The 13,326-nt window shown below is 72.8% G+C and carries 12 protein-coding genes; 4 read left to right on the top strand and 8 right to left on the bottom strand.

Translation table 11 applies throughout. From position 1 onward, the window contains the following. Positions 1–94 precede the first annotated feature (94 nt). From QP090_RS08935 to ilvA, 3 genes are all read left to right on the top strand, one after another. Positions 95–1,267: an FIST signal transduction protein gene (locus QP090_RS08935; protein ID WP_285938073.1), complete on the top strand. Its 1,173-nt coding sequence runs from the start codon at positions 95–97 to the stop codon at positions 1,265–1,267. Then, complete coding sequence (locus QP090_RS08930) at positions 1,264–2,244, top strand: ROK family protein (protein WP_285938072.1); 981 nt, start codon at positions 1,264–1,266, stop codon at positions 2,242–2,244. The genes QP090_RS08935 and QP090_RS08930 overlap by 4 nt, the downstream gene beginning before the upstream one ends. A gap of 115 nt (positions 2,245–2,359) precedes the next feature. Next, positions 2,360–3,583: a threonine ammonia-lyase gene (gene ilvA, locus QP090_RS08925; RefSeq protein WP_285938071.1), complete on the top strand. Its 1,224-nt coding sequence runs from the start codon at positions 2,360–2,362 to the stop codon at positions 3,581–3,583. A gap of 67 nt (positions 3,584–3,650) precedes the next feature. On the opposite strand, the gene QP090_RS08920 is transcribed toward ilvA, so the two are convergent. From QP090_RS08920 to hppD, 6 genes are all read right to left on the bottom strand, one after another. Continuing rightward, positions 3,651–5,075: a M1 family metallopeptidase gene (locus QP090_RS08920; RefSeq protein ID WP_285938070.1), complete on the bottom strand. Its 1,425-nt coding sequence runs from the start codon at positions 5,073–5,075 to the stop codon at positions 3,651–3,653. A 150-nt stretch (positions 5,076–5,225) separates the two neighbouring features. Beyond that, positions 5,226–6,713, bottom strand: a complete 1,488-nt coding sequence (locus QP090_RS08915; protein ID WP_285938069.1) for a M1 family metallopeptidase — start codon at positions 6,711–6,713, stop codon at positions 5,226–5,228. A gap of 89 nt (positions 6,714–6,802) precedes the next feature. Next, on the bottom strand, positions 6,803–8,494 hold the full coding sequence (locus QP090_RS08910; protein ID WP_285938068.1) for a M1 family metallopeptidase: 1,692 nt from the start codon (positions 8,492–8,494) through the stop codon (positions 6,803–6,805). Between the two features lie 62 nt (positions 8,495–8,556). Beyond that, the gene (locus QP090_RS08905; RefSeq protein WP_285938067.1) at positions 8,557–9,411 is read right to left on the bottom strand and encodes an RDD family protein; all 855 of its coding nucleotides are present in this window, start codon (positions 9,409–9,411) and stop codon (positions 8,557–8,559) included. A gap of 111 nt (positions 9,412–9,522) precedes the next feature. After that, positions 9,523–10,302, bottom strand: coding sequence for an RDD family protein (locus tag QP090_RS08900; protein WP_285938066.1), 780 nt, complete (start codon positions 10,300–10,302; stop codon positions 9,523–9,525). A gap of 108 nt (positions 10,303–10,410) precedes the next feature. Further along, the gene (gene hppD, locus QP090_RS08895) at positions 10,411–11,502 is read right to left on the bottom strand and encodes a 4-hydroxyphenylpyruvate dioxygenase (protein WP_285938065.1); all 1,092 of its coding nucleotides are present in this window, start codon (positions 11,500–11,502) and stop codon (positions 10,411–10,413) included. Positions 11,503–11,625: 123 nt separating this feature from the next. On the opposite strand from hppD, the gene QP090_RS08890 reads away from it, so the two are divergent. Then, positions 11,626–12,147: an Lrp/AsnC family transcriptional regulator gene (locus QP090_RS08890; protein ID WP_285938064.1), complete on the top strand. Its 522-nt coding sequence runs from the start codon at positions 11,626–11,628 to the stop codon at positions 12,145–12,147. Between the two features lie 106 nt (positions 12,148–12,253). Here QP090_RS08890 and greA read toward each other — a convergent pair whose 3' ends face one another. Further along, positions 12,254–12,754 carry a transcription elongation factor GreA gene (gene greA / locus QP090_RS08885; RefSeq protein ID WP_285938063.1) on the bottom strand — a complete coding sequence of 167 codons (501 nt, stop codon included), beginning with the start codon at positions 12,752–12,754 and terminating at the stop codon, positions 12,254–12,256. Positions 12,755–12,938: 184 nt separating this feature from the next. Next, complete coding sequence (locus QP090_RS08880; protein ID WP_285938062.1) at positions 12,939–13,325, bottom strand: DUF4307 domain-containing protein; 387 nt, start codon at positions 13,323–13,325, stop codon at positions 12,939–12,941. Between the last annotated feature and the right edge of the window lies 1 nt (position 13,326).

Raw genomic sequence — 13,326 nt, 5'->3', positions numbered from 1 at the left:
CAGCCCGTCCCGCCGCGTTTGGGTCCCGGCGCCGGAGCGGGGGAGACTAGGAAGGAGGGGTCCACTGGGGAACCTTACGAGGGAGGCGACGCCGATGGCGCGATTCGGTGACGGCCTGGCCCTCGGGCCTGATCTGTCCAGCGCGGCCGAGTCCGCGGTCGAGCAGGCGCTCGCGCCGCTGAGCGCGCCGGCCGACCTGGTCTGCGTGTTCGTGTCGGGCGAGGATCCCGAGCTGGCCGAGGCCGCGGCGCGGCGCGCCACCGAGGTGGTGGGCGGCACGGCCGTGGTGCTCGGCTGCACGGTGTCCGGCGTGATCGGCGCGGGCCGGGGGGTGGAGGAGACCGGCGCGGTCAGCGCGTGGGCGGCGGTGCTGCCCGGCGCGCGGCTGGAGCCGTTCAGGCTGGAGACGCTCAAGGCCGAGGACCGGCTGATCGTGGTCGGGATGCCCGAAGGGCGCGACGACGACGTGGTGGGGGTGCTGCTGGCCGATCCGTTCTCGTTCCCGGTGGACGCGTTCGTCGAGCGGTCCGGCGAGGCGCTTCCCGGCCTGCCGCTGGTCGGCGGGCTGGCCGAGGGCGCCGCCAGCGGCATGGCGCGGCTGTTCGTCGGCGGCGAGATGTACGACGACGGCGCGGTCGGGGTGGTGCTCGGCGGCTCGGTCACCGCCGCCACGCTGGTCAGCCAGGGGGCCCGTCCGATCGGGCCCGACATGGTGGTGACCAGGGCCGAGGAGAACGTCGTGTACGAGCTGGCGGGCACGCCGGCGCTGGAGAAGCTCGAAGAGGTCGTGCTCGAACTGCCCGAGGACGAGCAGGAGCTCGCCGGGCGCGGCCTGCTGATCGGCCTGGCCATGGACGAGTACGCCGACGAGCACGAGCACGGCGACTTCCTGGTCCGCGGGGTGGTCGGCGCCGACACCGACACCGGGGCCATCGCGATCGGCGACGTGGTCGAGGTGGGCCGCACGGTGCGGTTCCAGGTCCGCGACGCGGGAGTCGCCGACGACGACCTGGCCGAGCTGCTCGAGCGGTTCGACCTGGCGCCCGTCGAGGGCGTCCTGGTGTTCACCTGCAACGGGCGGGGGCAGGCGATGTTCGCCGACTCCGACCATGACGCGCGGGTGCTCGACCGCGCGTTTGGCCCGGCGGGCGTGGGCGGGTGCTTCGCCGCGGGTGAGATCGGGCCGGTGGCCGGCCGCAACCACGTGCACGGATTCACCGCCTCCATCCTGGCCTTCGGCCGCGCCGCACAGGGAGACCCGACATGAGCGACCCCGCCCCCCGAGCGCCCCGGGCCTCCGGGGCCCCCGTCCTGGCCGTCGACATCGGCGGCACCAAGATGGCCGCCGCCGTCGTGGAGCCCGGTGGGCGCATCGCCGAGTACGACCGCATCGCCACGCCCGCCGACCCGGCGCTCGACGCCGAGGGCCTCTGGCGGACGCTGGAGGCGCTGCTCGACAAGGTCGGCGCCGCCGCGGGACGGCCGCGGTTCGCGGGCGTCGGGGTGGGCTGCGGCGGCCCGATGACCTGGCCCGCCGGCGAGGTGTCGCCGCTCAACATCCCGGCCTGGCGCGGCTTCCCGCTGCGCGAGCGGCTGCGCGAGCGGCATCCCGGGCTGCCCGTGCGGGTCCACAACGACGCCGTCTGCGTCGCGGTGGGCGAGCACTGGCTCGGCGCCGGGCAGGGCATGGAGAACGTGCTCGGCATGGTGGTGTCCACCGGCGTCGGAGGCGGCCTGATCCTGGACGGGGTGCTGATCGACGGGGCCAGGGGCAACGCCGGGCACATCGGCCATGTGATCGTCGACCCGGAGGGGCCGCCGTGCAAGTGCGGCGGGCGCGGCTGCCTGGAGGCCGTCGCGCGCGGCCCCGGCCTGGTCGCCTGGGCGCAGGAGGAGGGCTGGCGGACGGGCCGCGACGACGTCACCGGTGTCGATCTCGCCGCCGACGCCCGCCGCGGCCACCCGGTCGCGGTCGCGGCCCTGCGGCGGGCCGGACGCGCTCTCGGCATCGCGATCGCGTCCGCCACGCACCTGTGCGACCTTCAAGTGGTGGCGATCGGCGGCGGCCTGTCGCAGGCGGGCGCGCTGCTGTTCGACCCGCTGGAGGAGGCGCTGCGCACCTACGCCAGGATGGAGTACGCCCGTCAGGTGATGGTGGTGCCCACCGCGCTCGGGCAGACGTCCGGGCTGATCGGCGCGGCGGCGCTCATCTTCGAGAGCGACCGCTACTGGGGCGCCGGCTGACGGCCCCCATCGGCCACGGCGCCCGCCCGGGGGCCGCCCCGCGAAGCGGCGGACTCGTCGGCGGACGCGGGGGCGGACGCGGGGGGTGCGAGGCGGGCCGTGGGAAGATCAGGCCATGACCCTCGTCACCCTCGATGACATCCGCGCCGCCCGGGAGCTGCTGCGCGGGGTGGCCGCGCCCACCCCGCTGATCCACTCGCGCGCGCTGTCGGAGGTGATCGGCGGTCCGGTCTTCCTCAAGTGCGAGCACCTCCAGCGCACCGGCTCGTTCAAGATCCGCGGCGCGTACGTGCGGATCGCCCGGCTGAGCGACGCCGAGCGCGCCCGGGGCGTCGTCGCCGCCAGCGCCGGCAACCACGCCCAGGGCGTCGCGCTCGCCGCGTCCATGCTCGGCTGCAAGGCGACGGTGTTCATGCCCGAGGGCGCGCCGCTGCCCAAGGTGGCCGCCACCCGCGGCTACGGCGCCGACGTGGTCTTCCCCGGCCCGACCGTGGACGACTGCCTGGTCGCCGCGCAGGAGTACGCCGACGAGCGCGGCGCGATCCTGATCCACCCGTTCGACCATCCCGACGTGGTCGCGGGCCAGGGCACCATCGGGCTGGAGATCCTGGAGCAGTGCCCCGGCGTCCGCACGGTGGTCGGGGCGGTCGGCGGCGGCGGGCTGATGTCCGGGATCGCGGTGGCGCTCAAGGGCGAGGACGGGAAGGGCGACGGGGCCGACATCAAGGTCGTCGGCGCGCAGGCCAAGCGGGCCGCCGCGTTCCCCGCGTCGCTGGCGGCCGGCCGTCCCACCCGGGTCGAGGTGCAGCCCACGATGGCCGACGGCATCTCGGTGGGACGTCCCGGAGACCTCACCTACAACCTGGTCGCCGAGCTGGTCGACGCGGTCGTCACCGTCACCGAGGAGTCCATCTCGCAGGCGCTGCTGCTCTGCCTCGAACGCGCCAAGCAGGTGGTGGAACCGGCGGGCGCGGCCGGGGTCGCCGCGCTGCTGGAGCACTCCTACGCGGTCCGCACCCCGGTGGTCGTGGTGCTGTCGGGCGGCAACATCGACCCGCTGCTGCTGTCGAAGGTGCTGCGGCACGGTCTGGCGGGCACCGGCCGCTACCTCGTGGTGCGCTGCCGCCTCAAGGACCGGCCGGGCGCCCTGGTGACGCTGCTCGGCGAGCTCGCCGGCCTCGGCGTGAACGTGCTGGACGTCATGCACGAGCGCGTCGCCGCGCGCCTGCCGGTGGAGGAGGCCGAGGTCCTGATGCACCTGGAGACCCGCGGCGGCGACCACAGCCAGGAGGCCATCGGCCGCCTCCGCGACAAGGGCTACACCCTCACCCTGAGCTGAGCCGCCCCCGCGTGGGCCCCACCGTGCCGGGGTCGCCGTGCGGGGTTACGCGAGGGCGGAGGGCGGCTCAGAGGGTCGGCTTGCCCGAGGTGTAGAGCCACTTCTCGAACAGCCCGCCGAGCCGCTTGCCGGAGACCTGCTCGGAGAAGCGGATGAAGTCGGCCGTGGACGCGTTGCCGTGGCGGTACCGCGCCGGCCACTCCCGTACCAGCCGGAAGAACGCCTTGTCGCCGATGGCCTTGCGCAGCGCGTGCAGGGTCATCGCGCCCCGGTCGTACACCGTGGCGTCGAAGATCCCGTCGCGGCCCGGGTCGGCCGTCTTGGGCTTCCACAGGTCGTCGCCGGCGGGCGTCGCGTACTTCTCGTCGAAGCTGTCCTGCACCGGCTTGCCGTCGTACTTCTCGAAGTAGAGCCATTCGGCGTACGTCGCGAAGCCCTCGTTCAGCCAGATGTCGGCCCAGCGCTCCGGCGAGACGCTGTCGCCGAACCACTGGTGCGCCAGCTCGTGCGCGAGCAGGTCGCCGGACGGGATGGTGCCGGGATGCCGCGAGAGGTCGTGCACGGGACGGCCCTGGGTCTCCAGCGCGTACCCCACGCCCGCCTTGACCACGATGCCGCCGGTCGAGGAGAACGGGTACCGGCCGAACCTGGACGCCAGGAAGTCCTGGACGTCCGCCGTCTGCCGGTGGAACGCCCCGGCCTTCTCGGGGGAGATCGCCATCGCCCGGTCGGTCGCGGTGATGTTGGGGAACCCGCTGCCGGTCCGTCCGCTGACCACGTCGTACCGCCCGATCGCGATCATGCTCAGCTCGCTGGCCATCGGCTGCCGGACCGCCCAGCGGGTGGTGGCCGAGCCGCCCTTGGACCAGTGGCCCACCAAGTCGCCGCCCGCGAGCGCGGTGAGGCCCTTCGGCGCGGTCAGCGTGAAGGTGTAGGTGGCCTTGTCGGACGGGTGGTCGTTCACCGGGTACACGGTGGCGGCCCCGAACGGCTGGTTGAGCATCACCGCGCCGTCGGGCGTCGCGATCCAGCCCGAGACGCCCAGCGCCGGATCGTCGATCTTCTGGGGCACGCCCGCGTAGTCGACGGTCACGGTGAACCGGGTGTTCCTGCGCAGCCCCTGCGGCGGCGTGATCACCAGTTCCTGCGCGCCGGTGCGCCGGTAGGCGGCCTTGCGGCCGTCCACCCGGAGCGCGGAGATCTTCAGCGGGCCGCGGAAGTCCAGGTCGAACCGGGACAGGTTCTGGGTGGCCCGCGCGGTGATCTTCGCGGTGCCCCGGACGCCCTTGGTCGCCGGGTCGTAGGCGAGCCCGATGTCGTAGTGGGCCACGTCGTAGCCGCCGTTGCCCATGTCGGGGAAGTAGGGGTCGCCCGCGCCCGCCGCCCCCGGGGTGAAGCGGACCGCCGCGCCGACCGGCGCCGCCGCCGTCATCAGCAGCCCCGCGGTGACGCCCAGCGTCACCGCGGCGAGCGTTCTCGGAGATCTGCCCATGTGCCCCGCCTCTGATCCGTTGTCGCGTTCCGCTCAAGAATTCATGGTGATCATCCCGGTGGCAAGCGCGATCCGGTCTCGACACGGCCGGTAGCGGCCGGTCACGGCTGGTCACAGCCGGGTGGGGACGGGCCCGCGCCGCCAGGACGATCATGGTGTCCTGGGCTTGCCCTTGGTGTAGAGCCAAGTCGTGAACAGCGGACCGAGCCGCTCGCCCGACACCTTCTCGGCGAACGCGATGAACTGCGGCGTCGTCGCGGATCCGTCCTTGCGCGCGGGCGCCCAGGTCCGGAGGATCTCGAAGAACGCCCGGTCGCCGATCTTCTCGCGCAGCGCCTGGAGGCACATCGCGCCCCGCACGTACACCGAGAACCCGAACAGGTCGCGGCGCTTCGGCCGTCCCGGCGGCGGGGTGTACACCGGCGATGCGGCCGGGTGCCGGGCATACCGCCGGAAGATGTCCTTCGCGGGGTCGGGCTTGCGCGTCCCGCCCCGGCCCTGCTCGTGCCACAGCCACTCGGCGTAGGTCGCGAAGCCCTCGTTCAGCCAGATGTCCCGCCAGTCGTGCAGGCTGACGCTGTCGCCGAACCACTGGTGCGCGATCTCGTGCACGACGATGTTGTCATCGGGGACGAACCCGCCGTACACCGGCCGCTCCTGCGTCTCCAGCGCGTAGTCGAGCTTGGGGTCGTCGACGATGCCGCCCGCGGTCGCGAACGGGTAGGGCCCGAACATCTTCGTCCCCCACCTCACGGCCTTGACCGTGTTGGCGTGCAGGGACGCCGCGGCGCGCTTGAACCGCGGGTCGACCGCGGTGATCACCGGGACGTTCCCGGCCCGGCTGCGCCGCACCTGGAACCTCCCGATCGCCACCGTGGCCAGGTAGCTGGCCATCGGCGACGTCTCCGCCCACTCGTAGGTGGTCCTGGCGCCGCGCCGGACGGTGCGGACGGGCCGCCCGTTGGCCAGCGCGCGCAGGTTCTTGGGGACGGTGAGGTGGAACGCGTAGGTGGCCTTGTCGCGGGGGTGGTCGTTCACCGGCAGCCAGGTCGGCGCGCCGTCCGGCTCGGCCACCACGACCGCGCCGTCCTTGGTCGGCACCCAGCCGTAGGTGCCGAGCGATTCGTTGCGCACCGGGCGCGGCGTGCCCGCGTACCGGACGGTGGTGCTGAACGACCTGCCCTTGGGCAGCGCCGCCGCCGGGGTGATGATCAGCTCCTGGCCCTTGCGCCGGTACGCGGCGGGACGCCCGCCGACCCGGACCGCCTTGATCTTCGGGCCGCGGAAGTCCAGGTCGAACCGGGACAGGGCCCGGGTCGCCCTCGCGTTGATGGTCACCGTGGCGTCCACCTTGCCGGTTTTGCGGCCGGCGTAGGTGAGCGCGACGTCGTAGTGCGCCACGTCGTACCCGCCGTTCCCCGCGCGGGGGTAGTAGGCGTCGCCGATCCCCGCCGAGCCGGGACGGGCCGGCGGTGCGGAGGCGGCCGGACGGGGGGCAGGGATCGGTAGTAGGGGAGAGACCGGTTGTGGGGGACCGGCCGGTCGGGGAGAGTCGGCCGCGGCCGAGACGCCGTTGGCCGATGCCAGGAGGGCCGCGGCCGTCGCCACGGCGGTCACGCGTCGATAGGGCCCGTTCATCAGAGCAACGCTGATGAACGGGCCGCCGGACGTCGCGCCGACTGGCCGCGCCTTGGCGAGCCCTTTGCCCGGCCTTGGCCGTGTCTAGGTCAGAGCTTGGGCCGGCCGCGCTCGTACAGCCATGCCTTGAAGAACGCGTCGAGCTTCTGCCCCGACACCCGTTCGGCCACGGCGATGAACTGCTGGGTGGTGCCGGTGGAGTGCTTGCGCTCCTTGGTCCAGGTCTTGAGGATGGTCCCGAGCTTGGCCTCGCCGACCTTCTTGCGGAGCGCGACCAGCGTCATGCCGCCCCGGTCGTACACCGGGCGCCCGAACATCTGCTCGCGGCCGGGCTCGCCGGTGGGGGCGTCCCAGAGCTCGCGGTTGCCCTTGTCGCGGTACAGCTCGTCGAAGTGCTGCTGCACCGTCTGGCCGCCGGACTTCTCGTCCCACATCCACTCGGCGTAGGTGGCGAACCCCTCGTTCAGCCAGATGTCCTGCCAGCGCTTCAGGCTGACGCTGTCGCCGAACCACTGGTGCGCCAGCTCGTGCGCGACGATCGTCTCGTCGAGGCCGAACGACCCGTACACCGGCCGCGTCTGCGTCTCCAGCGCGAAGCCGACCGAGGCGTCGTCGATGATCCCGCCGGTGGACGAGAACGGGTACGGGCCGAACCGCCGCACCCACTCGTCGGTGATCTCGGCGTTCTTGGCGTGGAAGGCGTCCAGGCTGACGCCCTGGAGCGTCGGGTCCACCGCCGTGATGATCGGGATGCCGTCGCGGGTGTGGCCCGTCCGCACCCCGAACCGGCCGACGTCGACCGTGGCGAGGTAGGTGGCCATCGGCTGCTTGACCCGCCACGTGGTGGTCGTCGTCGCCACCGCGCCCGCCCCCTGCCGCATCGCGGCCGGGACGACCGGCGGGTCCTCCCCGCCGCCGCCAGGGCCGCCGGGGCCGCCAGGGCCGCCGGGGCCGCCAGGGCCGCCGGGGCCGCCAGGGCCGCCGGGGCCGCCGGGGGGCACCCCGGGCAGGTCGCCCGGAGGCTGCTCGGGGCTCTGCCCGGGAGGCTGGCCGGGGAGGCCGCCGGGCGTCCCGCCGTCGGAGTCCTTCAGCGGCGTGGTCGGCTCGCCGTTGGCGATCGCCGTCAGCCCGCTCGGGACGGTGACCTCGAAGTCGAAGGTGGCCTTGTCGCTCGGGTGGTCGTTGCTCGGGAACCAGGTGTGCGCGCCGCTCGGCTGGCACGCCACGAAGACGCCGTCCGAGGTGCGGATCCAGCCGTACTTGCCGAGCACCGGATCGTTCACCGCCTTGGGCGTCCCCGAATAGCGCACGACGACGGTGAACTCGGCGCCCTTGCCCACCGGCTTCGGCGGGGTCACCTCCAGCTCGGAGCCCTCGTGCCGGGCCCGCGCCGCCGCTCCGTCCACCGTCACCGCCGAGACGTCCAGGCCCTTCAGGTCCAGGTTGAACCGGGTGAGCCGCTCGGTGGCGGTCGCGGTGATCTCCGCGGTGGCGTCCAGCTCCTTGGCGGCGCGCGGCGTGATCGCCAGCTTCAGCTTGTAGTGCTGGACGTCGTAGCCGCCGTTGCCGTCACCCGGGACGTAGGGGTCGCCGACGCTGGCGGGCCCGGCTGGACCGGCGGGCGCAGTCGAGCCGGGCGACCCCGAGCCCGGGTTCCGCACCGAGATCTCGCAGGCCGTCAGCGAACCCGCCAGGGCGACGGCGGTCAGTCCCGCCGCCCCCCGGAACGCGGTACGCGAGGCTGAGCGGGCTGGGCGGGTCGAGTTTCCGGCCTTATGCACGCCGCCCAGCCTGCCCGTGCTGGGGCAGGCTGGGCAACTCGGAAGGTAGGGGCCGAAAGTGGTCAGCGCCCGTCATAAGGGTTGGGGACCTCGGGTCCGGCCTTGACGACCACGGTGTGCGCGACCTTGTCGTGCAGCGCCTGCTTGCGCCGGTCCCAGAGGATCCAGGCGACGTCGATCAGCCCGATGCAGCCGCAGATGCCGCCGAGGACGGTGTAGAACGCGGCACGCGCGACCGCCTGCCCGCCGCTGATCGCCCCGGCGTCCTCCTCCCGGACGACCCGGATCCTGAGCAGCATCTTCCCGAGCGTCTGCCCCCACTTGGCGGTCATCAGCCAGTAGTAGAGGAAGCCGATGACGATGCCGATCAGGTTGGAGGTGTACTGGCCCTGGTTGAAGTAGTACGTGTCGCCCTCGTGCGGGTTGAAGACCCGGCCCCAGTCGACGAACGGCAGCGACAGGAGCCCGCACACGATGCCGATGATGATGCCGTCCACGATGGCGGCCCCCAGACGCGCCCACCGGCTGGCCAGCCCCGCGGCCGGGTCGACGTAGTCGCCCGCGCCCCCGCTGTACCCGGGCAGCCCCCCATAGGGCTGCTGCCCGTGACCGCCGTACGGGCCGGGGTGCGGTGGAGGCTGCTGCCCCTGCCCGCCGTGGGGCTGGTGCCCTTGCCCGCCGTAGGGCGGCTGCTCCTGGCCGTAGGGCGGTTGGCTCTGCCCGCCGTACGGGGGCTGCTGCTGTCCGCCGTAGGGCGGCTGCTGCCCTTCCTGGCCGCCGCCGTGCGGCGGCTGGGCGTGCGGCGGGGGCGGGCCGCCGGGCTGCCCCGCCGGAGGCCGCTCGGGACCGCCGGGATCGTGCCAGGGCTGCTCTTCCGGCTGTTCCCCGGGCGCGGGGTCGTTCGGCGGTTGCGTCATGCCGTCAAAGTCGGCTCCGGGACGCCCCCGCAAACGCCGTCCCGCCCGGGTCGGGCGAGTATTTGCCCCCGGCATGCCGAGAATTTCCGCGCGGGACGGCGGCCGGGACGGTCAGCGCCGGGCGTACGGGTTGGGGGCCCACGGCCCCGTCTTCACCACGACCGTCTTGCCCACCTTGTCGTGCAGGGCCTGCTTCCGGTCGTCCCACAGGATCCACGCGTCGTCGGCCAAGCTGATCAGGCTCATCAGCAGGCCCGCCGCGCCGACGAGGTTGAGGACGGCGGTCAGCGCCGCCAGCACGGACACCAGCCCCTGGCGCGCGGCGATCTGCCCCCAGCTCGCGGCGAGGTGGTCATCGGCCCTGACCACCCGGATCCCCGCCGCCCGCTTGCCGAGCGTCTGGCCCCAGCGCGCGTGCTGGACGGTGTAGTAGGCGAACCCCAGGATGAAGGTGAACGCGTACCCGGCCATCAGCCGCGGGATGTCGTAGGTGTCCTCGATGGTGGGGGTCCGGCCCTGCTGGGACAGCTCGGTCATCCGGTCCCAGCGGAACGCCTGGAAGAGGAACGGCGCGGACACGATCCCGAGGATGATCGCGTCCAGGAGCGCGGCGCCCAGCCGGGCCCAGCGCCCCGCCAGCAGGGCGCGCGGGTCGACGTGGCCGGGCGGGCCGTAGTGGTGGCTCGGGTACGGCGGTCCGGGCAGGCCGGGATGCGGGATGCCGGGATGCGGGGCGCCGGGCTGCCCGGGGACGGGAGGCGCGGGCCGTCCAGGGGCGGACGGTCCGGCGCCGAACGTCCCCTGGTACGGGGGCGGACCGTCGTCGGCGGGTGCGTTCGGGGAGGTCCAGTCGGGGGATGAGGGGCCGGGATCCTGCGGTGGCTGGGTCATGCCGCCCCATTGTGCTCACTCGAGGACGCCGCGCGCACTACCCGGCCCCGTCCGCCCCTGGCCGCGGGATGGCGCGACCAGGGGCGGACGGGACGGCCGATCGGCGGGTCAGAGGTTGCCTCGACGCTCCTGCTCGGCCTCGATCGCCTCGAACAGCGCCTTGAAGTTGCCCTTGCCGAAACCGAGCGAGCCGTGCCGCTCGATCAGCTCGAAGAACACCGTGGGACGGTCCTGCACCGGCTTGGTGAAGATCTGGAGCAGGTAGCCGTCCTCGTCCCGGTCGACCAGGATGCGGCGCTTCTTCAGCTCCTCGATCGGGGCGCGCACCACGCCGATCCGCTCGCGCAGCTCGGGGTCCTCGTAGTAGGAGTCGGGGCTGTCCAGGAACTCCACGCCGGCCGCGCGCATCTGGTCCACCGACGCCAGGATGTCGTTGGTGGCGAGCGCGATGTGCTGCACGCCGGGACCGCCGTAGAACTCCAGGTACTCGTCGATCTGCGACTTGCGCTTGCCCTCGGCGGGCTCGTTCAGCGGGAACTTCACCTTGCGGGTGCCGTCCGCGACGACCTTGGACATCAGCGCCGAGTACTCGGTGGCGATGTCGGCGCCGACGAACTCGGCCATGTCGGTGAAGCCCATCACCCGGTGGTAGTAGTCGGCCCACTCGTCCATGCGCTCCACGTTGCCGACGCAGTGGTCGATCGCCTGGTAGAAGCGCTTGGCCGGCGGTTCCACCAGCGGGTCCGCCGCCTCGAACCCCGGCAGGTACGGGCCGCTGTAGTTGGTGCGCTCGACCAGGGTGTGCCGGGTCTCCCCGTACGTCGCGATCGAGGCGACCACGACCTTGCCGTGGTCGTCCTCCAGGACGTGCGGCTCCTCCAGGCCCGTGGCGCCCTGGGCGACGGCCCGCTTGTAGGCCGCCTCCGCGTCCGGGACCTCGATGGCCAGGTCGACCACGCCGTCGCCGTGCTCGGCGATGTGCCGGCCGAGCTCGGTGCCGGCCTTCACCGGTCCGCGGAACACGAACCGGGCGCTCCCGGACTCCAGCACGTGCACCGCCTCGTCGGGACTGCCGTTCTCGGGGCCGCGGTAGGCCACCCGGCGCATGCCGAAGGCGGTCGAGTAGTAGTGCGCAGCCTGCTTGGCGTTGCCGACCGCGAAGACGACGGCGTCCATGCCCTTGACCGGGAAATCATCCATGGCCACTAATCTCGACAATCGACGACAGAGTGCGCAAGAGTGGTTCAGATCACTGTGCAGCCTGTACGGACATTCCGGGAGTCCACCGGACGTCCTGTACATCATGACCATGAAGGGGACCGGGTGGCGATCGACGAGCTGGACGGCAGGCTGATCGAGCTGTTCTCGGCCGAGCCGCGGATCGGCGTGCTGGAGGCGTCCCGGCGGCTCGGGGTGGCGCGCGGCACCGTCCAGGCCCGGCTCGACCGGCTCGCCCGGCACGGGGTGATCCGGGGCTTCGGCCCGCAGATCGAGCCCGCCGCGCTCGGCTACGGCGTGACGGCGTTCGTGACGCTGCAACTGCGCCAGTCCCGCGGGCACGACCCGGTCGCCGAACGGCTCGCCGCGGTGCCCGAGGTGATCGAGGCGCACACCATCACCGGCGGCGGCGACATGCTCTGCCGCGTGGTGGCGCGCAGCAACCGCGACCTCCAGCGGGTCATCGACGTGATCGTGGACGTCCAGGGGGTGGAGCGGGCCTCGTCGGTGATCTCCCTGGCCAACCAGATCTCGTTCCGCACCCTCCCGCTGGTCCGCTCGGCCGCCCGCACCCGCGAGGACACCCGCATCCGGGGCCGGGCCCGGCCCCGTGACGGAGACTCGTGACGGGGACTCGTGACGGGGGACCGGTGACAGCGAAACGGCCCGCCATCCCGTCGCCTGGAGCGCAGGTTCGGGACGGCGGGCCGGAGATTCGCCCGGCCGGCGGGGTTCAGCCGCCCACGTAGGGGGTCGCGTCGAGGATCTCGACGGTCATGCCGCGCCCGTTGGGCAGCGAGTAGGTGGCCTTCACGCCGACCTTCTTGCCGTTGATCGCCGCACCCAGGGGGGACTTGGGGGAGTAGACGTCAATGGGGGCTCCGCTCTCCTCGCGGGAGGCGAGCAGGAACGTGACCTCCTCGTCGTCGCCCTCGAAGGCGACTGTGACGGTCATGCCGGGGCCGACGACGCCCTCGGTCCGCGGAGCCTCGCCGACGCGCGCGTTCTCCAGGATGCTCTGGAGCTGGAGGATGCGCCCCTCGATCTTGCCCTGCTCCTCCTTGGCGGCGTGGTAGCCGCCGTTCTCCTTCAGGTCACCCTCCTCCCGCGCCGCCTCGATCTTCTGAGCGATCTCGATGCGGCCGGGCCCCGACAGGTGGTCCAGCTCAGCCTTGAGCCGGTCGTACGCCTCCTGGGTCAGCCAGGTGACGTTGTCAGCGCGGGTCTCGGTCACGGGTACTCCTCATCCACATGTTGCGATCCTCGCTCACCCAGGGGAGGGAGAGCGCCACATCGACATGAAGTGCGGCCGGGTGAAACCTCAAGCCTATCCGGTGTGTGCGGTAAAGGTTCCCTGAAGCGGGCGCCCGCAACCCGCCAAACGCGTTTCGGCTTCACCAGGCGTTTCTCGCCCGCTGTCACACCTTGTGACAGTCCCTCACCCGGGCTCCGGTGGCCCGCTTGGCGGTCGTCAGGTTCTCGGTCCGGGTGAGGTTGGACGACCCGCGCGGCACCGTGATCTCGTGCTCGGTGAGCACCGCCAGCGCGGTGTCGTAGGCGTCGACCGTGCACCGCACCTCGTCGTCCTTCGGCTTGGCCACCGAGTACTTGAGCTGGACCGACGAGTCGCTCAGCACCTCGTAGGTGATCGTCTGGGAGGCGATGCCGGGCGTCTGCCCGACGTGGCCCATCACGAAGGCCCAGCCGCAGGCGAGGACGGCCGCGAGCACGCCGATGAGGATGTAGCCGAGCCGGCCTCCGCGGCGCTTCTCCGATACCGGCTGTGCTGACACGCTCGTGGCCATG

The sequence above is a fragment of the Actinomadura xylanilytica genome, assembly GCF_030283145.1.
Taxonomy (GTDB): domain Bacteria; phylum Actinomycetota; class Actinomycetes; order Streptosporangiales; family Streptosporangiaceae; genus Spirillospora; species Spirillospora xylanilytica.
Note: the sequence above shows the minus strand (reverse complement) of the source record. Positions and strands in the feature narration are given on the sequence as shown.